Origin of the sequence: Pseudomonas sp. TWI923 (assembly GCF_039673365.1) — a bacterium.
In the GTDB taxonomy this organism is placed as follows: Bacteria; Pseudomonadota; Gammaproteobacteria; order Pseudomonadales; family Pseudomonadaceae; genus Aquipseudomonas; species Aquipseudomonas sichuanensis.
On sequence record NZ_JBDJLM010000028.1, the window covers coordinates 38,735 to 62,927 of the forward strand.

The 24,193-nt window shown below is 64.0% G+C and carries 20 protein-coding genes; 15 read left to right on the plus strand and 5 right to left on the minus strand.

Features of this window, described 5'->3' with window-relative positions; all coding sequences use genetic code 11:
• Positions 1-5: 5 nt before the first annotated feature.
• From ABE459_RS13225 to ABE459_RS13240, 4 genes are all read left to right on the plus strand, one after another.
• On the plus strand, positions 6-2,516 hold the full coding sequence (locus tag ABE459_RS13225) for a fimbria/pilus outer membrane usher protein (protein WP_323830594.1): 2,511 nt from the start codon (positions 6-8) through the stop codon (positions 2,514-2,516).
• Positions 2,517-2,809: 293 nt separating this feature from the next.
• Positions 2,810-3,619 (plus strand): fimbrial protein, encoded by an 810-nt coding sequence (locus ABE459_RS13230; protein ID WP_190306021.1) that lies wholly within the window; start codon positions 2,810-2,812, stop codon positions 3,617-3,619.
• A gap of 36 nt (positions 3,620-3,655) precedes the next feature.
• Positions 3,656-4,726, plus strand: a complete 1,071-nt coding sequence (locus tag ABE459_RS13235) for a fimbrial protein (protein WP_323830593.1) — start codon at positions 3,656-3,658, stop codon at positions 4,724-4,726.
• Positions 4,727-4,810: 84 nt separating this feature from the next.
• A complete protein-coding gene (locus ABE459_RS13240) occupies positions 4,811-6,394 on the plus strand; it encodes a PAS domain-containing methyl-accepting chemotaxis protein (protein WP_323830592.1) in 1,584 nt (527 codons plus the stop codon).
• A gap of 146 nt (positions 6,395-6,540) precedes the next feature.
• Here the strand turns inward: ABE459_RS13240 and ABE459_RS13245 are convergent, their stop codons facing one another.
• The 4 genes from ABE459_RS13245 to norR form a co-directional block, all read right to left on the minus strand.
• Entirely contained in the window at positions 6,541-7,275 is a 735-nt protein-coding gene (locus ABE459_RS13245; RefSeq protein ID WP_125465464.1) for a YkgJ family cysteine cluster protein, read from the minus strand.
• Positions 7,272-7,580, minus strand: coding sequence for a hypothetical protein (locus ABE459_RS13250; protein WP_110995879.1), 309 nt, complete (start codon positions 7,578-7,580; stop codon positions 7,272-7,274). Before ABE459_RS13250 ends, ABE459_RS13245 begins: the two co-directional genes overlap by 4 nt.
• A gap of 86 nt (positions 7,581-7,666) precedes the next feature.
• Positions 7,667-8,566: a chemotaxis protein gene (locus ABE459_RS13255; protein ID WP_125465463.1), complete on the minus strand. Its 900-nt coding sequence runs from the start codon at positions 8,564-8,566 to the stop codon at positions 7,667-7,669.
• Positions 8,567-8,727: 161 nt separating this feature from the next.
• Positions 8,728-10,278: a nitric oxide reductase transcriptional regulator NorR gene (gene norR / locus ABE459_RS13260; RefSeq protein ID WP_323830591.1), complete on the minus strand. Its 1,551-nt coding sequence runs from the start codon at positions 10,276-10,278 to the stop codon at positions 8,728-8,730.
• A gap of 154 nt (positions 10,279-10,432) precedes the next feature.
• Here norR and hmpA point away from each other — a divergent pair, with 154 nt between their 5' ends.
• The 11 genes from hmpA (at position 10,433) to alaC (ending at position 23,156) form a co-directional block, all read left to right on the plus strand.
• A complete protein-coding gene (gene hmpA / locus ABE459_RS13265; protein ID WP_323830590.1) occupies positions 10,433-11,611 on the plus strand; it encodes an NO-inducible flavohemoprotein in 1,179 nt (392 codons plus the stop codon).
• Positions 11,612-12,161: 550 nt separating this feature from the next.
• Positions 12,162-12,680: a disulfide bond formation protein B gene (locus ABE459_RS13270; RefSeq protein WP_110995875.1), complete on the plus strand. Its 519-nt coding sequence runs from the start codon at positions 12,162-12,164 to the stop codon at positions 12,678-12,680.
• A gap of 560 nt (positions 12,681-13,240) precedes the next feature.
• Complete coding sequence (gene cyoA, locus ABE459_RS13275; protein ID WP_110995874.1) at positions 13,241-14,185, plus strand: ubiquinol oxidase subunit II; 945 nt, start codon at positions 13,241-13,243, stop codon at positions 14,183-14,185.
• Positions 14,186-14,188: 3 nt separating this feature from the next.
• Complete coding sequence (cyoB, locus tag ABE459_RS13280; RefSeq protein WP_110995873.1) at positions 14,189-16,210, plus strand: cytochrome o ubiquinol oxidase subunit I; 2,022 nt, start codon at positions 14,189-14,191, stop codon at positions 16,208-16,210.
• Between the two features lie 3 nt (positions 16,211-16,213).
• On the plus strand, positions 16,214-16,837 hold the full coding sequence (gene cyoC, locus ABE459_RS13285; RefSeq protein ID WP_110995872.1) for a cytochrome o ubiquinol oxidase subunit III: 624 nt from the start codon (positions 16,214-16,216) through the stop codon (positions 16,835-16,837).
• Positions 16,837-17,169, plus strand: coding sequence for a cytochrome o ubiquinol oxidase subunit IV (gene cyoD, locus ABE459_RS13290; RefSeq protein WP_110995871.1), 333 nt, complete (start codon positions 16,837-16,839; stop codon positions 17,167-17,169). The genes cyoC and cyoD overlap by 1 nt, the downstream gene beginning before the upstream one ends.
• Positions 17,170-17,180: 11 nt before the next feature.
• Positions 17,181-18,068 carry a heme o synthase gene (cyoE, locus tag ABE459_RS13295; protein WP_125465460.1) on the plus strand — a complete coding sequence of 296 codons (888 nt, stop codon included), beginning with the start codon at positions 17,181-17,183 and terminating at the stop codon, positions 18,066-18,068.
• A 175-nt stretch (positions 18,069-18,243) separates the two neighbouring features.
• Positions 18,244-19,236 carry an isocyanide synthase family protein gene (locus ABE459_RS13300; RefSeq protein ID WP_125465459.1) on the plus strand — a complete coding sequence of 331 codons (993 nt, stop codon included), beginning with the start codon at positions 18,244-18,246 and terminating at the stop codon, positions 19,234-19,236.
• Positions 19,236-19,946: an HAD-IA family hydrolase gene (locus ABE459_RS13305; RefSeq protein ID WP_323830588.1), complete on the plus strand. Its 711-nt coding sequence runs from the start codon at positions 19,236-19,238 to the stop codon at positions 19,944-19,946. The genes ABE459_RS13300 and ABE459_RS13305 overlap by 1 nt, the downstream gene beginning before the upstream one ends.
• Before the next feature lie 23 nt (positions 19,947-19,969).
• On the plus strand, positions 19,970-21,730 hold the full coding sequence (locus tag ABE459_RS13310) for an L-tyrosine/L-tryptophan isonitrile synthase family protein (protein ID WP_125465457.1): 1,761 nt from the start codon (positions 19,970-19,972) through the stop codon (positions 21,728-21,730).
• Positions 21,731-21,947: 217 nt separating this feature from the next.
• A complete protein-coding gene (gene alaC, locus ABE459_RS13315) occupies positions 21,948-23,156 on the plus strand; it encodes an alanine transaminase (RefSeq protein ID WP_110995869.1) in 1,209 nt (402 codons plus the stop codon).
• Positions 23,157-23,241: 85 nt separating this feature from the next.
• On the opposite strand, the gene ABE459_RS13320 is transcribed toward alaC, so the two are convergent.
• Positions 23,242-24,000 carry a Nif3-like dinuclear metal center hexameric protein gene (locus ABE459_RS13320; RefSeq protein WP_110991646.1) on the minus strand — a complete coding sequence of 253 codons (759 nt, stop codon included), beginning with the start codon at positions 23,998-24,000 and terminating at the stop codon, positions 23,242-23,244.
• Positions 24,001-24,193 lie beyond the last annotated feature (193 nt).

The following is a 24,193-nucleotide window of genomic DNA, read 5'->3' on the forward strand; positions in this document are numbered from 1 at the left end:
CCGTAATGCCCAATTCTTCCTGCCGCAGGCCTGGCGCTTGCGGCCCGACCCTGCTCGCCTGTTTGTTCGCTGTCGGCCTGCCGGTTGCCCAGGCGGCGATGTTCGACAGCAGCTTCATGCAGCCCTTTGGCGGCGGCTCGGCCGGCCCCAACCTCGACCTCGAGGCTATCGCCCACAACGCCCAGGTACCTCCTGGCCTGCACCAGGTGACCATCCGCCTGAACCAGAGCTTCTACGAGCGCCGCGAACTGCGCTTCGACGATGCCGGCAACGGCGAGGTACGTGCCTGCCTGAGCCCGGCAATGCTCGACGCCATGGGCGTGAAGCTGGCCGCGTTCATCGACCAGCGCGAGCTGGATACGCTGGACTGCGTCGACCTGCAGCAGGCGGTCGAAGGCGCTCTGGTGACCTTCGATCCCGCCTATCTGGCGCTGGACATCAGCGTGCCGCAGGTGGCCCTGCGTCGCGACGCAGCGGGCTACGTGGCGCCGGAGGAATGGGACGCTGGCATCAACGCCGGGCTGCTCAACTACCAGTTCACCGGCTCGCAAGGGCACACGGCAGGGCAGGGCGATCACAACCAGTTCAGCCTGTACCTCAATGGCGGGCTCAACCTTTCCGGCTGGCGCCTGCGCTCCAATGGCAGCTTCACCCAGGACCAGAACAACCGCCGCCAGTGGCAGCGTTCGACCAGCTACGCGCAAACCGACCTGCCGGGCAGCCTCGGCACCTTCACCCTCGGCGAGAGCTTCACGGCCGGTGATGTGTTCGACAGCCTGCCGTTTCGTGGTGTGCAGGTGGCCAGCGACATCGGCATGCTGCCCGATTCGATGCAGGGCTACGCGCCGGTGATCCGTGGCGTGGCCGAAACCCGCGCGCGGGTCGAGGTGCGCCATAACGGCTATTCGCTGTACACCACCTATGTGCCGCCCGGGCCGTTCGAGATCAACGACCTCAACGCCTCCAGCGGCAGCGGTGACCTCGAGGTGATCATCACCGAGGCCGATGGCCGTGAGCGGAGCTTCACCCAGCCCTACGCCACCCTCGGCAACCTGCTGCGCGAGAATACCTGGCGCTACGGCCTGACCTTCGGCGAGTACAACGCCGCCGACGAAAACGGCAATCGCCCAGGCCTGGCCCAGGCCACGCTGGCCTACGGCCTGCCCCATGACTACACCTTGTCAGGCGGCCTGCTGGGCAATGACTTCTACCGCGCCACGCAGGTGGGCCTGGGCAAGAACCTGGGCAGCCTCGGCGCCATCTCGCTGGATGTGACCCAGGCTCGCACCGAGGGCCGTGACGGGCACAGCGATCAAGGTCGCAGCTATGGCATTCGCTACGGCAAGGCCTTCGCCACTGGCACTTCGGTGCGCTTCGCCGGTTACCGCTACTCCACCGAGGGCTACCGCGATTTCAGCGAGGCGGTGTGGCAGCACCAGGGCGATGACTTCAACCGCATGACCAAGCGCAGCCGGGTGCAGGCCAGCATCAACCAGAACTTCGGCAATACCTCGCTGTACCTGAACCTCAGCCAGCAGGACTACTGGAACACTTCGCGCCGCGAACGTCAGTTGCAGTTGGGCATCAACACCGTGTACCGCGGGGTGAGCTACGGGCTGTACGCCAGCAAGAGCCTGGTCGACTCGTTCGGCCAGTCCAGCTTCATCAGCTTCAACCTGTCGATTCCGCTGGGGGGCGGCAGCAGTGGCACCCTGGCGCTGACCCGCAATAACGACGGCAGCTACGACCAGCGTGCCGGATACCGGGGCCGTTCAGGGCACCTCAACTATGCGGTGGATGCCAGCCATGCCGAGCGTTCCGGCGGTAGCGGCTCGGCCTCGCTCAACTACCTGGCGCCGTTCGCCCAGCTCGGCGCCGGGGTGAGTGCCGGCGAACGCTACCAGCAAGTCAACGTCAGTGCCTCGGGCTCGTTGCTCGCCCATGGCGGCGGCATCGCCCTGGGCCAGACACTGGGCGAAACCCTGGGGCTGGTGCATGTGACCGACACGCCGGGGGTGGGCCTTGGCAATGCACCGGGCACCCGAACCGACAGCAGCGGCTATGCGCTGATCCCCTACCTCACGCCGTACCGCAAGAACCGTGTGAGCCTGGATACCAGCGGGCTGGACCACAGCACCGAGATCGACAACGGCGTCACCAACGTGGTGCCGCGCCGGGGTGCGGTGGTCAAGGCCGAATTTGCCGCGCAGCGGGTGGAGAAGGTGTTGTTGAACCTGCGCCTGGAAGACGGCGGGCTGCCGCCTTTCGGCGCTCAGGTGCTGGACGCGGCGCAGCGCACGGTCGGCGTGGTCGGGCCTGGCGGGCAGGCATTGCTGGCATTCGAAGGGGCAGCAGGGGCGCTGACCGTGCGCTGGGGCGCCAGTGCCTCGCAACAGTGCCGGGCGCTGCTGGCACTGGCTGGCGCAGCGCCTGCACAAGGGTATCGACAGGTGCAGAGTGTCTGTCGCCCAGGAGAGGTGGCGTTGGTTGAGCATCATGCCGAGGGGCGTGGATGAGGAGCAGTCTGTTGGACAGAGCAATGCGTGGTGTGTCGGATGGTGCCATTTGGCGTGGGGCATTGAAGTGGGTGCTGGCGATGTTTTCGTGGTTGCCGCTGTCAGTGCTGGGCTGCGATTTTCCACCGGGTTTCTTCTACCGGGTGAACATTGACCCGGGGCACCTGTTTGTCGGCCGGGACGCCCCCGTCGGCACGGTCATTCGTCCTCAGAGGCCGAGCTATCAATGGGAGTACACAAGCGTGGAGCTGATTTGGTGCCGTGGGACCAATCGGTTCGAGGTCAAATCGCCCATGCCGCAGATCCATGGCTCCAGTCTGGTCGGCCCTGGCGAGGTGATCCTGCAGACGCGGATACCGGGGATCGGCGTCGTGATGGGCGCCAGCTATGGCTGGCCCTCGAGTCGCTACTGGACGTACATGCCTGGCCATGGACGCTTCGGGTGGGGCGTGCCCCACACGTCGACCGTCCAGACTGAAAGCGATGAGGTGGGTTCTGGAATCCGCCCCATGTACTACGACTACCGCATCATCAAGTACGCCCCTGTGGATTCGGGAATGGGGCCACAATCCCTGGCTGGCCACACCTTGGCGGAGGTCATCAACGACAAGGCAGGCAAAGTGGTCGAGCTGGTGTTCTCGGCGGGTTCCCTCGACATCGCCCTGTGTGGCTTGCCCGGCGCACCGTCCACCCAGGTCACCGTGCCCATGGGGACCTGGCGCACTAGCCAGTTCACCGGCGAGGGCAGCTTCACCGACGCCCGTTCGTTCAACCTCCCGCTGCAAGCCTGTCAGGCCGGCACCGAGCCCGGCAACGAGCACTTTGCCGAGTTGCGCCTGGACCCACGCAATGGTTCCAGTGTGCTCGACGCGCCGCGCGGCATCCTTGGCCTCAACCAGGACTCGGATGCCACCGGCATCGGCGTGCAGGTGCTCAAGCCTGACCTCACGCCCATGCCGCTGCTGGAAGATGTGCCGATGACTCGCCTGCAGAACGGCGATATCCACATCCCCATGGCTGCCCGCTACATCCAGGTTGGCAAGGACGCCCCCGTCGGTGGCGTGGCCAATGCATCGGTGGCCTTCAGCCTGACCTACAAATGAGCTTGAACCGGTTACTTACCCCGGAGGCGTAGCAGTATGTATTTGCGCAAACTGGTAGTGCTGTCTGGCCTGTACCTGCCGTTGCAGGCGTTGGCCTGTGAGTTTCCCCCCGGATTCTTCCAGCGGATCTCCTTCGACCCAGGCAACCTGGTGGTGGGCAGGGATGCGCCCATCGGCAGCCTCATCTTCTCGAGCGAAACCCGTTACACCTACAGCTCGGTGGCTTTCTCCGCAGTCAATATCAACTGCCCTGATCAGACGGTATTCGAGGTCACCACCCCCTTGCGGCAAGAGACGGGTTCACCCTGGGTGGCGCCAGGAGAGGTGTTGCTGCACACGAATATTCCCGGTGTCGGCCTGGCCGTGCTGGCCAGCTTCGGCAACGCCACGCCTGGCCGGCACTGGCAGTTCATTCCGGGGCAGGGGCGTTTTGGCTGGGGCGTGCCGCACCGCGAGATCGTCAGCCCGGCAGAGGTGGGCGGCGCGATCCGGGTGCCTTTTGTGAACTCACTGCAATACCACTACCGCCTGATCAAGATCGGCCCCATCGACCCAGGCATGGGCCCTCAACCGCTTGCCGGGCACACCCTGGCCCAGTTCACCAGCAACCGTAGCGGCAAGGTGCTGGAGGTGGACTTTTCCGGCGGCACGCTGAATGTGGCGCAGTGTGGTTTGCCTGGCGCGTCCTCGGAGCAGGTACGGGTACCGATGGGCACCTGGCAGGTCGCGCATTTCAGCGGGCCGGGCAGTTTCACCGACACCAAGGTGTTCTACCTGCCGCTCAGGAACTGCATAGGTGGATCGGAGCCTGGCAACTACCCCACTGCCTACCTGCGCCTGGACCCACGCAATGGCTCGCCCGTGGTGGATTCCGCGAATGGCATCATTGGCCTCAATGCCGAGTCCGACGCCACGGGGATTGGCGTACAGGTGATGGAGTCCTACGGCGGAAAACCTATGCGGCTTAACGAGGAGGTGCCGATCTTCGAGTTCTCCGATGGCGATTTTGATCTGCCGTTATCCGCTCGTTACATCCAGCTGGGCGACGACGCCCCCACGGCCGGTGTAGCCAACGCTTCGCTGAGCTTCACCCTGACCTACAAATGATTGAGCCAGATCAAAAAATGATTGCCAATTGCCACTAATCTCGAGCGCCCTGCCGATTGTCCCCAACAACAACGAGAGCCTCCGATGAAGTGCAATTTGCCTGTTACCGGTCGCGAAGTGGATTACCCCGGCGACGCCAACATCCTGTCCACCACCGACCTGGACAGCCGCATCACCTACGCCAACGACGTGTTCATGCAGGTCAGCGGTTTTACCCGCGACGAGTTGCTGGGCCAGCCCCACCACCTGGTCCGCCACCCGGACATGCCGCCCCAGGCCTTCGCGCAGATGTGGCAGGCGCTCAAGGCCGGGCGTTCATGGATGGGGCTGGTGAAGAACCGCTGCAAGAACGGCGACCATTACTGGGTCAGTGCGTTCGTCTCGCCTATCAGTAGTGGTGGGCAGGCGTTGGAGTATCAGTCGGTGCGCACCAAGCCTGGCGCAGAGCAGGTGGCGGCGGCCGAGGCTTGCTATGCACGCCTGCGCGAAGGGCGGCGCAGCTGGCGCGAACGGCTGCCGGTGGCGGGCCTGGCAACGCGCCTGGCGCTGGCGGTGGCGGGGGTTGCGGCGCTGGTGATCGGCGTGGGGCAGTGGTGGGCAGGGGCGCCACTGCTGGTGTCACTGGCTGAAGTGTTTGCCGTGGCGGGCCTGGCGGGCCTGGCCATCCTGCTGTTGCTGCGCCCCTATGAGCGCCTGCGCCGCCAGGCCCTGGCGATTGCCGACAACCCGCTGAGCCAGTTTTTATACACAGGCCGGCGTGATGGCCTGGGCCAGATCGAGTTCGCCATGCGCATGCTCAAGGCGCAGCTGGGCGCCGTGGTCGGGCGCATCGGCGACACCTCGTCGCGCCTGGCCGGGCATTCCGGCTCGCTGGTCGAGGCCCTGCACAGCAGCCATGCCAATAGCCTTGAGCAGCAAAGCGAGGCTGACCAGGTGGCCACTGCCATCCACCAGATGAGCGCCAGCGTGGCCCAGGTGGCCACGAGCGCGCAGATGGCCTCGATGGCCGCCGACCAGGCCGAGGGCGAGACCCAGGCCGGGCACCAGCTGGTGGACCGTAACCGCTGCGCGATCCAGGACCTGGCCGGTTCGCTGGTCGAGGCCGGCGAGGTGATCCAGCAACTGGAAAGCCACAGCAGCGAGATTTCCGGGGTGCTCGACGTGATCCGCGGCATTGCCGAGCAGACCAACCTGCTGGCACTCAACGCCGCCATCGAGGCGGCGCGGGCCGGCGACCAGGGGCGCGGCTTTGCCGTGGTGGCCGACGAGGTGCGTGGCCTGGCCCAGCGCACCGCGCAGTCCACCCATGATATCCAGCACATGATCAGCGCCCTGCAGGACGGCGCCCGCGCTGCCGTGCAGGTGATGCGCGAGAGCAGCGCCCATGCCGGGCACAGCGTCGAGCAGGCGCAACTGGCCAGCGATGCGCTGGACAGCATCAGCGTGCGGGTCAACCAGATCAACGAGATGAGTTTGCAGATTGCCGCGGCGGTGGAGCAGCAGAGCCAGGTCAGCGAGAACATCAACCGCAACATCATCAGCATTCGCCAGGCCAGCGAGGCGACGGTGCAGGTGGGGCAGCGCAGCCATGGCAGCGCCAGCGACGTGGCGGATCTGGCGCAGGACCTGCGGCGGCTGGCGGATGAGTTCTGGCGCAGGTGTCAGTAAGCGGCTGGGTAGTTTGCAGAAGCGATCACTGTGGGAGCGGCTTTAGCCGCGAAGCAGACAACGCGGTGGATGGCACCGGCTTTGCCGGTGTTCGCGGCTAAAGCCGCTCCCACAGGGGCTGGTTTGGCCAATGGGTAGCGGGCAGATCAGAACCCGATAAAGGCGTAATACACCGGCGTCTCGGCGGTAGTTTGCAACCCATGCCGCTGCAGGCTGCCGGCCAGCTCGCCATCCACCACATGCACCTGCCACTGCGCAGGGTTATCCACAGGCACTGCGGCCAGCGCGGCTGCCAAGGCGCCCATGTCCGGCAGCCAGGCGGTGAAGCCATTGCCCTTGAGCGCACTGGTGGTCATCCCCAGCGCCTGGCAGATGGCGACCTTGCTGGCGATGTCGTCACGGTCGGCCTGGCGCGACGCCTCGATCAACCGGCGCAGTTCTGCATCCTGCAGCAATCCGCCATGGATCAGCTCCGGCCCCTGCTCCCAGGCTTCGGCCGGGCAGTCCTTGCTCTCGGGGCGCAGCGGCAGGTGCGGGTTGATTTCGGCCGGGTAGATGCGGCATACCAACGGGCGGCTTTCATAAATGCTGCACAGATCGTCGGCGTTCAGGTTGCGGCAGCGCCCCGGGTTGAATGCGGCGAAGGTCACCGACACGCTCAGCTCGCCTGTGCCGCAGGGCACCGGGTGGGAGCGGCGCAGCACGTGTTCGCGCTGCTCTGGCGGCATGCCCGGGCCATCGACCATGAAGCCTTCGATCAGCACGATCACCTGGCCCCCGGCATGCGCCCACTGGCCCGCTTCGGCGAGGGTCAGCGGCACATGGTGGCCGGTGCAGCACTTGCCGCAGCCGGTACAGCCGAAACGGATGCTGTCGCTCACTTGCCGGCCGCCCACTCGGTGACGAAAGCCTGCTGGCGCTGGCGGTCGTACAGGCACAGTTCGGTGCCGGTGGCGTTGTTCATGTGCTTTTGCGGGTATACGCCTTCGATCAGGAGGGCGCTGTAGCCGACCTGGTCGTCGAATTCGGCAGGCTTGCCCAGGGCGTGGGCTTGCTTGAACTGGCTGGCCTTCAGGCAAGCCTTGAGCATGTGCTGGCGCTGGTCGTTCCAGGCCTGGGTGCTGGACGCGTGGGCCGCGCCGCTAAACAACGCGAAAGCGATCAGCAGGGAGCTGAGGTATTTCATGTGCGGGTCCGCCGTTGGCTGCGAAGGGCGCGAATTATGCCCGAACGCTCCCCGACAGCAAGCCGGGGAGTTTGTCGCTGAATATATCAGCGCTCGGCGAACACCACAGCGCGGGCCGCCACCACCAGGCAGTCGGTCAGCTCCGGCGAGCTGAATTTGGTGAGGATGGCGTTGGCCCCGGCTTCCTCGGCCTTCTTGCCGCTCATGGCGCTGTCCAGCGAGGTGTGCAGCAGGATGTACAGGTGCTGGAAGTCCGGGGTTTCGCGCAGGGTGCGGGTGAAGGCGAAACCGTCCATTTCGGACATCTCGATGTCCGAGACGATGATGTTGATCTCCCGCTCGGTGCCTTGCAGCTCCAGCAGTACGTTGATTGCATCCTTGGCGCTGCGTGCGGTGTGGCATTCGATGCCGAGGTTGCGCAGGGTGTGCACCGATTGCTGCAGCGCCACCTGGCTGTCGTCGACCACCAGGATGTTGGCGGCCGCCAAGAGGCTTGCGTCTTCTTCGCTGACTTCGCCCGGGTGCGGTTCGTGCTGCGGCGGGGCGATGCCGTGGATGACCTTTTCGATGTCCAGCACCTGCACCAGGGTGTTGTCGACCCGGGTCACGCCGGTGATGAACGAGCGGTTGCCCGAACCGAACGGCGGCGGTTTGATGTCGGTGCTCAGGCAGTGGACGATGCGGCTCACCGCCTGCACGTGCAGGCCCTGGCGCGAGCGGCTGATCTCGGTGACGATCAGGCAGCCGCCGTCGGGGTCGGCCAGGGGCATTTCGCCGATGGCGCGGGACAGGTCGATCACCGACAGCGAGTTGCCGCGCAGGGTGGCCACGCCTTTGACGTGCGGGTGGGCCTCCGGCAGCTTGGTCAGCGGCGGGCAGGTGATGATCTCGCTGACCTTGAGCAGGTTGATTGCCATCAGCTTGCCGCTGCGCAGGGTGAACAGCAGCAGGGACAACGAGTCCGCGCGGGCTTTTTGCGTGGCCATGGGCAACCTTCGTTCGGATAAGGGGGAGGATGCCGGGTTATCGGCTTTTTGACGTCAGGCTTTAGCTTAGTTTGCTATTTGTGGCCCATCGCGGGGCAAGCCCGCTCCCACGCAGACAGCGTATACGCTCGTGGGAGCGGGCTTGCCCCGCGATGGCGTATTCAGCGCAGTCCCAAGCGCTTGGCCAAACGACTCAGGTTGGCCCGGTCCAAGCCCAGTTCCCGTGCCGCAGCCGCCCAGTTATCACCATGGCGCTTCAGGCACTCCTCGACGATCTGCCGCTGGTACTCATCCAGCGCCTCCCGCAATCCACCGTTCGGCAGTGGCGCCTGCGCCAGCTCCACAGGGGCGGGCAACTGCGCATTGGGCACGGCGGGGCGCAGATCAAGATCCGCCGCCTCCAGGGTAAGAATCTTCGGCCGTTGCCCATGCTGCCCCAGCGCCTTGAGCGCCGAGCGCCCGATCAGGTGCTCCAGCTCGCGCACGTTGCCCGGCCAGTCGTAGGCCAACAGCGCCGCCTGGGCCTCGGCGGACAGGCGCAGGCTGCCCAGGCCCAGGCGCGAGCGATTCTGTTCCAGGAAGTAGCCGGCCAGCATCAGTACGTCGCGGCCGCGCTCGCGCAGCGGTGGCACCTGCAACGGGTACACGCTGAGGCGGTGATAGAAGTCGGCGCGGTAGTGGCCGTTGCGTACCTCTTCGGCCAGGTCGCGGTTGGTGGCGGCGATCAGGCGCACGTCTACCTGGTGATCGCGGTCCGAGCCCAGGCGCTGCAACTGGCCGCTCTGCAACACCCGCAGCAGCTTGGCCTGCACCGCCAGGGGCAGTTCACCCACTTCATCAAGGAACAGCGTGCCGCCGTTGGCCAGTTCGAACTTGCCGCGCCGCTCGCCGTGGGCGCCGGTGAACGCGCCGCGCACATGGCCGAACAGCTCGCTCTCCACCAGGGTGTCGGGCAGGGCGGCGCAGTTGAGGCTGATCAAGGGCTTGTCGGCGCGTTTGCTGGCGCGGTGCAGGGCCTGGGCCACCAGTTCCTTGCCCACGCCGGTTTCGCCGGTGATCAGCACGGTCAGGTCGCTGCCGCCGACCAGGCGGATTTCTTCGACCAGGCGCTTGTGCGCCTTGCTCTGGCCGATCAGTTCCCGATCCTGGCCGCTGGCCTGGCGGTACACCTCGGCGCGCTGGTGTTCATCCTCGGCGCGCAGGGCCAGGTGCTCAATGCGCTCGGCCACGGTGACGGTGGCGGCGGCCAGGCTGGCGAAGGCCTGCAGGGCGTCCAGCTCCAGGCTCTGGAACTGGCCGGGGGTGAGGGCATCGAGGGTCAGCAGGCCCCAGGGCTGCTCGTCGACCATCAGTGGGCAGCCCATGCAATCGTGCACTTCGAGGTCGACATGTTCGGCATCGACCAGGCCGTCGTAGGGGTCGGGCAGCGGGCTGTCGCTGGGGAAGCGGGTCGGCTCGGGGCGGCTGAGCAGGGCCTGGAAGCGCGGGTGCTCGCTGACCCGAAAGCGCCGGCCGAGGGTGTCGGGCGACAAGCCATCCACCGCCAGCGGCACCAGCCATTCGCCATCCAGGCGCAGCAGCGCCGCAGCGTCGCACGGCAACAGGCCGCGCATGGCCTGGAGCAGGCGGCGGTAGCGTTCCTGGTCGGGCAGGTCGCAGGACAGGTCGCTGACCAGGGGGAGGAGGGCGGTGAGCAGGGGTTTTGCAGTCATATGGACTCCATTGGGTCGAAATGACTATACGCCTGAGTGTGTCTTTTTGACACTTATATGCTCAAGGGCCTGATTTTATTGGCTTTTAAAGTTGGCACGATTGCTGATAAGTCCAAGGCAACCATTCGAAGCCAAAGGCTCAGGAGTTGCAGCAATGCTCAATGCCGAACAACGTGCAATCATCAAGGCCACTGTTCCTCTGCTGGAAAGCGGCGGCGAAGCGCTGACCACCCACTTCTACAAGATGATGCTCAGCGAGTTCCCCGAGGTGCGTCCGCTGTTCAACCAGGCCCACCAGGCCAGCGGCGACCAGCCCCGTGCCTTGGCCAACGGCGTGCTGATGTACGCCCGCCACATCGACAAGCTTGAACAACTCGGTGGCCTGGTCGGCCAGATCATCAACAAGCATGTCGCCCTGCAGATCCTCCCTGAGCACTATCCGATCGTCGGCAGCTGCCTGTTGCGCGCCATCGAGGAAGTGTTGGGCAAGGAGATCGCCACCCCTGAAGTGATCGCCGCCTGGGGCGCCGCCTACGGCCAGCTGGCCGACATCCTGATCGGCGCCGAAGAGAGCCTGTACAAACAGAAGGAAGAAGCCGCCGGCGGCTGGCGGGGTGCCCGCGAGTTCCGCCTGGTGCGCCGCGAGCAGGAAAGCAGCGAGATCGTCTCGTTCTACTTCGCCCCGGTGGATGGCAAGCCGGTGCTCAAGGCCGAGCCGGGCCAGTACATCGGCCTGCAGCTGTTCATCGATGGCCAGGAGCAGCGTCGCAACTATTCGCTGTCGGCGCTGTGCGACGGCGAGCAGTACCGCATCAGCGTCAAGCGCGAAGCGGGCGGCAAGGTGTCCAACTACCTGCATGACGGGCTGATGGTGGGCGACAGCCTGCAGCTGTTCCCGCCGGCCGGCGACTTCACCCTGGCGGCCAGCGACAAGCCGCTGGTGCTGATCAGTGGTGGCGTGGGCATCACTCCGACCTTGGCCATGCTTGAGGCTGCGTTGAAAACCCAGCGCCCGGTGCATTTCATCCACTGCGCACGCAATGGTGCGGTGCATGCCTTTGCCGACTGGATTGACGGCCTGGCCGCGCGTCATCCGCAGCTCAAGCGCTTTTATTGCTATGCCGAGAATGACGGTAGCCAGGCGGCTGATGCCGTGGGCCTGCTGAGCCAGGAGCTGCTGGCCGAGTGGTTGCCACGCGAGCGTGATGTGGATGCCTACTTCCTGGGGCCGAAGGGCTTCATGGCAGCAATCAAGCGCCAGCTCAAGGCGATTGGTGTGCCGGAAGGGCAGAGCCGTTATGAGTTCTTCGGGCCGGCGGCGGCTTTGGAGTAACTGGTTCAGTCGAGAATCGCCGGGGCTGCTGTGCAGCCCTTTCGCGACACAAGGCCGCTCCTACAGGAGTGCGCAACATTCTGTAGGAGCGGCCTTGTGTCGCGAATGGGGCGCAAAGCGCCCCCAAGGTTTCTCACCATCCCAATTGCTGGCAAACCAGCTCTCGCACCGGATGCTCCCGACCGTGGGTAATCGAGAACGAAGCGGAAGGTTGCATTCGCCGTGCGGGGGCTGGCTTGCCAGCAATTGGGCGTACCACCTCTTCTATATAAGGAAGTGATGAACGCGGTTACACCCGCCTTCATCTTTAATCCTCCTTTAATCACTGTATCCTTCACTCCCGAGTGTCGAGGGGCTTGCTCCTGCCTGGCGCTCGGGCTGCCGTGTTTTTTACGCGCGGCAGTGAACCGAAACCGACACGCTCGGTCCTAGGTCATCAATGGATAGCCGCGCTCACCGTTCCTCGACGCAGTCACAGGTCCACTCCAGCGTGTAGACTTGGCGCCCCTCGGGCAGCCAGCGCTGCCACTCTCCATCGAAGGAATCGGCAATGAACGAACTCTCATCGCGCCTGAACCGCGAACGGCGCTTCCTGGTGCTCCTTGGCCTGATCTGCCTGGCGCTGATCGGCGGTGCCCTGTACATGCAGGTGGTGCTGGGCGAAGCGCCATGCCCTCTGTGCATCCTGCAACGCTACGCCTTGCTGTTCATCGCGATCTTCGCCTTCATCGCCGCGGCCATGCCCGGGCGTAAAAGCCTGACCCTGTTCGAGGCGCTGGTGGTGCTGAGTGCCATCGGTGGCATCGTTGCAGCCGGTAACCATGTGTATATACTCGCCAACCCGATGGTCAGCTGCGGCATCGACACCTTGCAGCCGATCGTCGATGACCTGCCGCTGGCCAAGCTCTGGCCGCTGGCCTTCCAGGTCGACGGCTTCTGCTCGACGCCGTACCCACCGATTCTCGGTCTGTCGCTTGCCCAGTGGGCCCTGTTGGCGTTCGTGCTGACGGCCATCCTGGTGCCGCTGGGGATCTACCGTAACCGTCGCCACGAACGCACCGTTCGTTAGACCAAAGTCCTTGTTTGACCCAGGTCTATTGCGCGGCGAGATAAGTAGGAAATCAGCCCCCAGGGTTGCTCTGGATCAACCCCCAGGCCTTGCGCTACAAGGGTTTCAGGGCTACTGCGCGGGGTGCGACAAACTGTCGCGAAGTTGATTTTTGGGGTGCTATTGTTACGGATTCTGTAAAAGACTGTTGCTCAATAAGTCATAGTCAATGGGGGGCGACCTATCTACAATCGCCCCCAATTTCCGTTCGGCACTGCTTGCGAGTCGCAGGATTGAAGGAAGCCGCAGCGCTTTCTTATTGCTGACTTCGACAAGTTTCGCCCAACGGCGATCCGGGCGGACACCCCTCCGCGTTTTCCCGCACCAAATGGACTTGGTCTGAAGTACAGGCCGTTTGCCTACGAAACCATAAAGCACCGTATACGCGCTCGCGCCCAGGTCCAGCAGTCGGACCCCAGGCAGGGGCGAATTCGGGCTCGAAATGCTGACGCTTGGCAGGACGAAGTGTTGGCTACCAAAACACAAATTGCATTGAAGCAAGCTGATCTAGAGGTCGTGAGATGAGTAAAAAGCGTTACCCCAGACTGTTTGGCATATTGCCCTTTTTAGGCATGCTTTTACTCAGTGGGTGCAACTGGACCCTGCTCGACCCGAAGGGCCAGGTAGGCATTGAGCAGAAGAACCTGATCCTGATCGCCACCGGCTTGATGCTGCTGGTGGTCATTCCCGTGATCATCATGACGCTGGCGTTCGCCTGGAAGTACCGTGCTTCCAACAAGTCCGCCACCTACACCCCTGACTGGTCGCACTCGACCAAGATCGAGGCCGCGGTGTGGATCATCCCGATCCTGATCATCATCGCCCTGGGTTACGTCACCTACCACTCCACCCACAAGCTGGACCCGTACCGTCCACTGGATTCCGATGTGAAGCCGGTGCAGATCGACGTGGTCGCGCTGGACTGGAAATGGCTGTTCATCTACCCGGAACAAGGCATCGCCACGGTCAACAAGATCGTCTTCCCGGCCAACACCCCGGTCAACTTCCGCGTCACCTCGGACGCCGTGATGAACTCGTTCTTCATCCCGGGCCTGGGCGGCCAGATCTACGCCATGGCTGGCATGACCACCAAACTGCACCTGATCGCCAACGAGAACGGTGTGTTTGACGGTATCAGCGCCAACTACAGCGGCGCCGGTTTCACCGGTATGAAATTCAAGGCAACCGCCACTTCGCAAGCTGACTTCGATGCATGGGTCGCTGAAGTTAAGGCCTCGCCGAAGAAGCTGGACAAGGCCGAATACGAAGCCCTGGCCAAACCAAGCGAAAACAACCCGGTCGCGCTGTACAGCGAGGCACCGGCTGACCAGTTCCAGCGCATCGTCGACAAGTACGAAGGCATGAACCGCGGCAAGCCGGTCCACGAAGAAGCAGGCAGCAAAGATCTGGCCACCACCAAGGGTGTGGAATCGAGTATGCAACCAGCTGCCGGTGCAGAGGAGTAAGAGATGTTCGGTAAATTAACTCTGGAGGCGATACCGTATCACGAGCCGATAGTCATGGTGACGCTTGCCATGATCGCGCTCGGTGGTATCGCTGTCGTTGGTGCCATCACCTATTTCCGCAAGTGGACCTACTTGTGGACCGAGTGGCTGACCACGGTCGACCACAAGAAAATCGGCGTGATGTACATCATCGTCGCTATGGTCATGCTGCTGCGCGGCTTCGCCGACGCCATCATGATGCGTACCCAGCTGGCTGCCGCTACCGGTGGCTCCGAAGGCTACCTGCCGCCTGAACACTATGACCAGATCTTCACCGCCCACGGTGTGATCATGATCATCTTCATGGCGATGCCGTTCTTCACCGGCCTGATGAACCTGGCGGTTCCTCTGCAGATCGGTGCACGTGACGTTGCCTTCCCGTTCCTGAACTCCCTGAGCTTCTACCTGCTGCTGGCAGGCGTGCTGCTGGTCAACATCTCGCTGGGCGTTGGTGAATTCGCCAAGACCGGCTGGGTTGCCTATCCGCCGCTCGCGGGCATTCAGTACAGCCCTGGGGTGGGTGTCGACTACTACATCTGGGCGCTACAGCTCTCAGGCTTGGGTACGACGCTTACCGGCGTGAACTTCCTCGTCACTGTGATGAAGATGCGCGCACCTGGCATGAAGCTGATGGACATGCCGATCTTCACCTGGACCTGCACCTGGGCCAACGTGCTGATCGTCGCTTCGTTCCCGATCCTGACCGCCGCACTCGCCCTGCTGACTGTTGACCGTTATCTGGACTTCCACATTTTCACCAACGAGCTTGGTGGGAACCCGATGATGTACGTCAACCTGTTCTGGGCCTGGGGTCACCCTGAGGTTTACATCCTGATCCTGCCGGCCTTCGGCGTGTTCTCGGAAGTGACTTCGACGTTCTCTGGCAAACGCCTGTTCGGCCACCACTCGATGATCTACGCATCGGGCGCCATCGCCATCCTCGGCTTTGCGGTCTGGCTGCACCACTTCTTCACCATGGGTGCCGGCGCCAGCGTCAACACCTTCTTCGGCCTGGCGACGATGCTGATCTCCATCCCGACCGGTGTGAAGCTGTTCAACTGGCTGTTCACCATGTACCAAGGCCGTGTGCGCTTCACCGCACCGATGCTCTGGACCCTGGGCTTCATGGTCACCTTCTCCATCGGTGGCATGACCGGCGTACTGCTGGCCGTTCCAGGTGCTGACTTCGTCCTGCACAACAGCTTGTTCGTTATCGCTCACTTCCACAACGTGATCATCGGTGGCGCGGTATTCGGCTACATCGCCGGTTTCGCCTTCTGGTTCCCGAAAGCCTTCGGTTTCACCCTGAACGAGAAGTGGGGCAAAGCTGCCTTCTGGTTCTGGCTGTCGGGCTTCTACGTTGCGTTCATGCCGCTGTACGCCCTGGGCTTCATGGGCATGACCCGTCGTCTGAACCACTCCGACAACCCACTGTGGGAACCCTACCTGTACGTAGCCGTTGTCGGCGCCGTGCTGATCCTGTTCGGTATCGCTTGCCAGCTGATCCAGATCTTCGTATCGGTTCGCGACCGCAAAGACAACATGGACGTCACTGGCGACCCATGGGGCGGCCGTACCATCGAATGGTCCACTTCGTCGCCACCTCCGTTCTACAACTTCGCTCACATGCCTGAGAAAGTTGGCCTGGACGCCTGGCACGAAGCCAAGGAAGCCGGCGTTGCGTACAAGGCTCCGGCCAAGTACGAAGCGATCCACATGCCGAGCAACACGTCCACCGGTCTGTTCATGGGTCTGTTCCTGACCGTGTTCGGCTTCGCCTTCATCTGGCACATCTGGTGGCTGGTGGGTGCGAGCCTGGTTGCGACCATCGCGGTCTTCGTTCGCCACGCTGCACGTGACGACCAGGGCTACATGGTTCCGGCCGAAGAAGTGGCGCGCATCGAAGGCGAGCGCATGAAGGCGCTGGCCAAGGCTGGTGTACTGCCTGCCGGCGGCGCACGTGTCGAATCGTTTGAACGGGTGTAATCAATGTCCAGTCAAGTAATCCACGGTGCTGCTCATGGTCACGACCATGGGCACGACGAGCACCACCACGACTCGGGCCAGATGACCGTCCTCGGTTTCTGGCTGTACCTGATGACCGACTGCATCCTGTTTGCGTCGCTCTTCGCCACCTACGCGGTGCTGTCCGGCGGTTTCGCCGGCGGCCCGTCGGGTCACGACATCTTCCAGCTCGACTTCGTGCTGGTTGAAACCGCGTTCCTGCTGCTGTCCTCGATCACCTTCGGCTTCGCCATGCTGAAGATGTTCGACGGCAAGAAAGCAGGTGTACTGGGCTGGTTGGCTGTGACCTTCCTGTTCGGTGCTGGCTTCATCGCGATGGAAATCTACGAGTTCCATCACCTGATCGCTGAGGGCTACGGCCCGCAGCGCAGCGGCTTCCTGTCGGCGTTCTTCGCGCTGGTCGGTACCCACGGTCTGCACGTGACCGCCGGTCTGATCTGGATGGCGATCATGATGTACCAGATCAACAAGCACGGCATCACGCCGACCGCCAAGACCCGCATGAGCTGCCTGAGCCTGTTCTGGCACTTCCTCGACGTGGTCTGGATCTGCGTATTCACCGTCGTCTACCTGCTGGGGGTTCTGTAATGGCTAACGCACACGACACTCATCACGAAGGCAGCCACGGCAGCGTGAAGTCCTACATGATCGGCTTCGTACTGTCGATCATCCTGACCGCGATCCCGTTCGGCCTGGTGATGTACCCAAGCCTGCCGAAGAACCTGACCGTCCTGATCGTGGTGGCCATGGCCGTCATCCAGGTGGTAGTGCACCTCGTGTACTTCCTGCACATGGACCGCTCGAAAGAGCAGCGTTCCAACGTGTCGACGTTCCTGTTCACCGTTCTGGTAATTGCACTGCTGGTCGGCCTGTCGCTGTGGATCATGTTCAGCATCCACTTCGAAATGATGGCCAAGTGAGGTAAGACTGCATGTCCGTGAAGCACTTTATCCAAATCACCAAACCGGGGATCATTTTCGGTAACGTGCTTTCCGTGGCAGGCGGGTTCTTCCTTGCCGCGAAGGGCCAAGTGGACTTCGCCCTGTTCCTGGCAGTGGTGATCGGTACCTCCCTGGTGGTCGCGTCCGGATGCGTGTTCAACAACTGCATCGACCGTGACATCGACCACAAGATGGAGCGCACCAAGAACCGCGTCATGGTGCAGGGCGGCATGTCGCTGCCCCTCGCGCTGATCTACGCCACCCTGCTCGGGGTGGCGGGTTTCAGCCTGTTGTATGTGCAGGCCAACCCACTGTCGGCGTTCTGCGCCCTGGTTGGCTTCGTGGTCTACGTCGGTTTCTACAGCCTCTGGCTGAAGCGCAAATCGGTGCACGGCACCCTGGTCGGCAGCCTGTCCGGTGCCATGCCTCCGGTGATCGGTTACTGCGCCGTGAGCAACAGCTTCGACCTCGCTGCAGTGACCCTGCTGGTGATGTTCAGCCTGTGGCAGATGCCGCACAGCTTTGCCATCGCCATCTTCCGCTTCAAGGACTACAGCGCCGCCAACATCCCGGTCCTGCCGGTGGCGCGCGGTATCCTCGCGGCGAAGAAGCAGATCGTGCTGTACGTGCTGGCCTTCGTGCTCGCCACCCTGATGCTGACCCTGGGCGGCTACGCCGGCCTGGGCTACCTCGCCGTGGCAGCCGCCATGGGCCTGTACTGGCTGTACATGGCCTGGGGCGGCTACAAGGCCGAGGACGACAGCAAGTGGGCGCGCAAGGTCTTCGGCTTCTCCATCCTCACCGTCACCGCCCTGAGCGTGATGATGGGTGTGGACAGCCAGACCGCAGCCGATGTGCTGATGACCTACGCACGCTGATACAACGGGCTGTTACCCGAAAAACCCCGGCCTTTGCGCCGGGGTTTTTTTATGCCTAGGTAAAAATTCCTCGGGGCGTGGTTGACATCGTCACCCGCTTTGCAGGACTTTATGCGCCGCGGGTCAGGATGACCCGGCGGCCCAAATGCCGCGTTTTCAGACAAAGGAATGTTCCATGACCGATTCGAGCCTCGCTCTTTCGGCGTATGGCGCGTTGTTGCGCCAACGTCACCCCGCTGCGCCCATCGACACCGCCCTTGCCATCCTGCACTGCCTGTTCAGCCGCCGCAGCCTCGCGCCGGGGCAGGATCCTGCGCTGGACGAGCTGGCCCTCGCGCCGCACCTGCCCAAGGTCATGGCCGCCCTCGAACAGGGTGAGCCGATCGAGATGGTGTTGCCGGCTTTCCCAGGCAAGTCACCCAATCGCCAGAAAACCCTCGGTCCGCTGCCGGACCTGGCCGAGCACCACGCCATCGATGAACTGCACAGGCTTTGTGAAGAGATCCGCGCGCTGCACGCACCGGGCGCGGTGATCCATATCTGCTCCGACGGCTATGTGTTCTCTGACCTGGTGCGGGTGCCCGACGCCCATGTCCAGGCCTACACCGACGATATCCAGCGCTACGCCGACCAGCACTACCCGGGCCGTTTCACCCTGTTCGACCTCAAGGACGCCTACCCGCAACTGGGCTGCCTGGACTCCATGCGCGAAGAGCTGATGATCGAGCATGGCCAGTCGCTGCGTGCGTTGCAGCAGCGCTTCGAGTCCGAGGACCACATGATGCTGATGTACTGCGGCATCCACCGCTTCCTGTCGGAGGACTACGCCGGCCTTGCCGACTTTGCCGGCATGAGCATGAACGCGGTGAAGAAAGTGGCCAAGCCTGCCTCCCAGCGGGTGATCCAGCGCAGCGAAGCCTGGAGCGCGCTGCTGCAGGCGCGCTACCCGCAGTGCCTGCGCTTGTCGATCCACCCGCAACTGGCCGTGTCGAGCAAGATCGGCATCCGCCTGGTGCCCACCAGCGACCTGTGGCGCACGCCCTGGCACTCGGTGGCGATCAAGCGCCGTGGCGTGGTTACCCTCGAGCGGCGCAGCAATGTCGACGAGCGCTATAGCCGCCTGGTGTTCCGTCGCGGCCGCCCCTGCCATTACGCGAGCGTGCAGTGATGGCGCGGTTGAGCGAAGCGCAAGCGGTGCTGTTCGACCTGGACGGCACCCTGGTGGACACCCTGCCGGACATTGCCTGGTGCCTGAATCAAGTACTGGTCCAGCACCAGTTGGCCGCGCTGCCCGAGGCACGCGTGCGCGCCCTGGTCGGCGGTGGCGTGGCGGCGATGATCGAACAGGTGGCGCTGGAGCAGGGGGCATCGGACGCCGGGCGCCTGCTGGCTGACTACAGCGCCTGTTACCGTCAGCACCTGGTGCAGTACTCGCGCCCCTATGCCGGGATCGAACGGCTGCTCGAAACCCTTGCAGCGCGCGGCTTGCCCATCGCCGTGGTCACCAACAAGGCACACGTCCTGGCCCTGCAAGTGCTGGAGCGGCTGCTGCCGACCACGGCCTTTGGCGCGGTCTTGGGGCACCAACCGGGGCAGCCGCTCAAACCCGCTCCCGATGCCGCGCTGCTGGCTGCCGAGCGGCTCGGCGTGGCACCCGTGCATTGCCTGTTCGTCGGCGACACGCCTATCGACCTGCTGACGGCGCAGGCTGCCGGCATGCCGGTGGTCGCCGCAGGTTGGGGTTATGGCGAGCCCGAGACGCTGCGTGCCCACGGCCCGCAGTTGTACTGCCAGACCCCCGACCAGTTGCTCGCGGCCTTGCGCCCGACAGCTGTTCCCCCCTTGAGCCAATCCATGGAACTGGCCGGCTCGTTGTAACACCACCAAAGGACGACACACAGATGCATGATCAAGACAGCTGGATCGCAGCCGTCAGCCAGGTGCTGGACGGTTATCTGCTCAAGGCCGAGGGCGATCGCTTCGCCGACAGCGGCAAGGCGCACCTGGCCCAGAGCCTGGCTCGCTGCTTCGAACGTGGCGAGCCGCTGCGCATGGTGCTGCCGGGTTTCCCCTGCAAATCGCCGAACGATCGCGACAAAACCTTCGGCGTGCTGCCGGACTACGGCGAGGTGATGGCCATCGAGCGTCTCGACCGCCTCGGCCAGGAGATCGCAGCGCTGCACGCACCGGGTTGCGAGATCGCCATCCTCAGCGATGGCACCACCTTCAACGACATCGTCGGCGTGCCCGACGAGGTACGCCGCGCCTACAACCAGGCCCTGCGCAGCTTGTGCGTCACCCACTGCATCCGCTGGGTGAGCATGGAAGACCTGTTCCCCCAGGCCAGCAGCCCCGAGGCGCTGCGCGCGACCTTGGTCAAGCAGGCGCGCCTGCCGTGGAAGAACGTCGAGGCGTTGATCGAGCACTGCCAGGGCGACGAAACCCTGGCCCGCAGCCACGACAAGCTGTGCAGCCACCTGTACAACGACTTGCGCCTGTGTTGCGAGCCCGGCCAGGATCAGGACGAGCATCTGCGTCAGCTCTCCCACAAGGCCTACCAGATGATGCTGCGCGGGCAAGCGCTCAATGCGGCGGTCGATCGCTTCTTCCCCGAGCACATTCGCCTGTCGGTGCACCAGTACGACAACGCCGGGCCCAAGTTCACCCTGGCCCTGGCCGAGGGGTTGAGCCATGTCGTCAGCCCCTGGCACGCGGTGCCGGTGCGCCAGCTCGATGGCGGCCAGTCGCTGCGCGGCCGTGCCGAGATCGACAACGCTCGGCATGTGCAGGTGACCTGGCAAGGGCGGCCGTGGCTGTTGCATGAAACCACCGGCGAGGCGCTGGAGGGTTACCGCTTCGAGCTGCAGAAACTGCCGCTGTTCGGCCTGGTGGTCAGCGCCCCCGCGGGGGAGGGGCCACAACGGCTGGCCACCGAGACCTTGCAGGCGCTGGTGCGCAGTTTCGGCTTCGTCTGCCTGAAGGGCTGCGAGTATCCCGAGCAGGGCGAGTTCGCTGCCGACTGCGCGCGCTTCGGCACCATCTACCGCTGGGCCTTTGGCGAGGTGCACGTGGTCAAGCCGGCCGAGCAGCCCCAGGGCGTGGTGCATTCGCTGGAGAAGACGCCGCTGCACTGGGACCTCAACCTGCTGCCCGACAGCGACCCGCTGGTGCAGCGCGACCCCAAGTTCTGCGCCCATACCTTCATGCTCTACTGCAAGACGCCGCCGCAACCCGGGGAAGGGCAGACCACCATCGTCGACAGCCGCAACGCCCTGCGTCAGGTCGGGCTCAAGGTGGCCCGGCAATGGCAGGAGGTCGACATCACCTACTACACGCGCATGACCTATTTCGGCGGCTCGCCACGTACCTATCCGCTGGTGGACCGCGACCCGCGCACGGGCGAGCCGGTGCTGCGTTACCAGGAAGGGTGCGAGTCGTCGCTGCAGACCCTCGAGCAGCAGGTGCAGGGCGGTGACGAGGCCTATCAGCGTCAGTTGATCGAACAGCTCGACGGGCTGGTGTACGACCCGCAGTGCCTGATCGCCCATGAATGGGCGGCGGGCGACCTGGTGCTGATCGACAATTACCGGACCTTGCACGGGCGCCTGCCGATGAGCGCGGCCTCGGCTTCGCGCGAGTTGTGGCGGGTGCAGGTTTATTGATTCACTGACCTGCCTGTGGGAGCGGGTAAACCCGCTCCCACAGAGGGTTCGTAGATTTTGAATTTTCTGTTTTTTCAAACTATGCGCCTGAAAAGTTTTAAAAAACAGAAAATTATCCTTTGCGAATTTTACTTGGCGGGATTATCTTCTGATTCGGCCGCCGCAGCGGCCAACGTCGCTCGGACGGTTCCGGGCGCTTACGTCTCCAGAGGAAACCATGGCCAATCCAGGTTCGCCGCGCCGTTTCGCGCGCATCGATCGTCTGCCCCCTTACGTCTTCAACATCACCGCCGAGCTCAAGATGGCTGCCCGCCGCCGTGGCGAGGACATCATCGACCTGAGCATGGGCAATCCCGATGGCGCCACCCCGCCGCATATCGTCGAGAAGCTGGTGCAGGTCGCCCAGCGCGAAGACACCCATGGCTATTCCACCTCGCGCGGTATCCCGCGCCTGCGTCGGGCCATCTCCAACTGGTACAAGGACCGCTACGAGGTCGAGATCGACCCGGAGAGCGAAGCCATCGTCACCATCGGCTCGAAAGAGGGCCTGGCGCACCTGATGCTCGCCACCCTCGACCAGGGCGACACCGTGCTGGTGCCCAACCCAAGCTACCCGATCCACATCTACGGCGCGGTGATCGCCGGCGCCCAGGTGCGTTCGGTGCCGCTGGTGCCGGGCGTGGACTTCTTCAACGAGCTGGAGCGGGCGATCCGCGAGTCGATCCCCAAGCCGAAGATGATGATCCTCGGCTTCCCGTCCAACCCCACTGCCCAGTGCGTCGAGCTGGATTTCTTCGAGCGCGTGGTGGCCCTGGCCAAGCAGTACGACGTGCTGGTGGTGCACGACCTGGCCTACGCCGATATCGTCTACGACGGCTGGAAGGCGCCGTCGATCATGCAGGTGCCGGGGGCCAAGGACATCGCGGTGGAGTTCTTCACCCTGTCCAAGAGCTACAACATGGCCGGCTGGCGGATTGGCTTCATGGTCGGCAACCCGGAGCTGGTCAGCGCCCTGGCACGCATCAAGAGCTACCACGACTACGGCACCTTCACCCCGTTGCAGGTGGCGGCCATCGCCGCCCTGGAAGGTGACCAGCAGTGCGTGCGCGACATCGCCGAGCAGTACCGCCAGCGCCGCAACCTGCTGGTCAAGGGTCTGCACGAGATGGGCTGGATGGTCGAGAACCCCAAAGCGTCGATGTACGTCTGGGCCAAGATCCCCGAGCAGTATGCACACCTGGGTTCGCTGGAGTTTTCCAAGAAGCTGCTGGCCGAAGCCAAGGTCTGCGTATCGCCAGGCGTGGGCTTTGGCGACTACGGCGATGACCACGTGCGCTTCGCCCTGATCGAGAACCAGGACCGCATTCGCCAGGCCATTCGCGGCATTCGCCAGATGTTCCGCGCCGATGGGTTGACCAGCAAGTAAGCAGCCCAGGCCTGATCGCGGGGCAAGCCCGCTCCCACGCCGTCTTTTGCTGGCGTGGGAGCGGGCTTGCCCCGCGAAAGGACCATCAGATCGGATTCGGGCAATCGATGAACAGGTGCTCGACCGCGAACCGCCGGGCCAGGTAATCACCCAATGCCTGCACGCCATAGCGCTCAGTGGCGTGGTGCCCGGCGGCGATGAAACTGATGCCGTTCTCCCGTGCACTGTGGAAGGTCTGCTCGGACGCCTCGCCGCTGAGGAACAGGTCGACACCTGCGGCAATGGCGGTGTCGATATAGCCCTGACCGCCGCCGGTGCACCAGCCGACCCGGCGGATCATCTGCTCGCCCTCGATCACCAGCGGCTCACGGCCCATGACCTCCTGCACCCGACGGGCGAAGTCACGCGCCGACAGAGGCTCAGCCAACGAGCCGACCAGGCCCACCACCTTGGGGTTGTTCGGGTCCAGCGGGCCCTCGACGGTGATGTCCAGCTGGCGCGCCAACTGCACGTTGTTGCCGACTTCGGGGTGCAGGTCCAGCGGCAGGTGGTAGGCCAGCAGGCTGATGTCGTGCTTGAGCAAGGTCTTCAGGCGGCGCTGCTTCATGCCGGTGATGCAAGGGTTTTCACCTTTCCAGAAGTAACCGTGGTGGACCAGCACCAGGTCGGCCTCGGCCTCGACGGCGGCATCGAGCAGTGCCTGGCTGGCGGTGACCCCCGTGACGATGCGGCTGACCTGCGGGCGGCCCTCGACCTGCAGGCCGTTGGGGCAGTAATCCTGGATTTTTGCACTGGCCAGGTAGCGCTCGGCTTCCTCGACCAGGGTATTGAGGGCGACGGCCATGAAAAATCTCCTCGAAATCGACATTGCACCAGGGCACGAAGCCCTATAATGGCCGCCATTATGGGCCGTTGCCGGCGCAGGGGAAACCGGCGGCAAGTGCTTGGGGGACTACCCCATCGCGGGGGGCCCCCCCCCCCCCCCCCCACCAACCACGGGGGGGGGGGGGGGGGGGCCCCCCGCGGGGGCCCCGCCG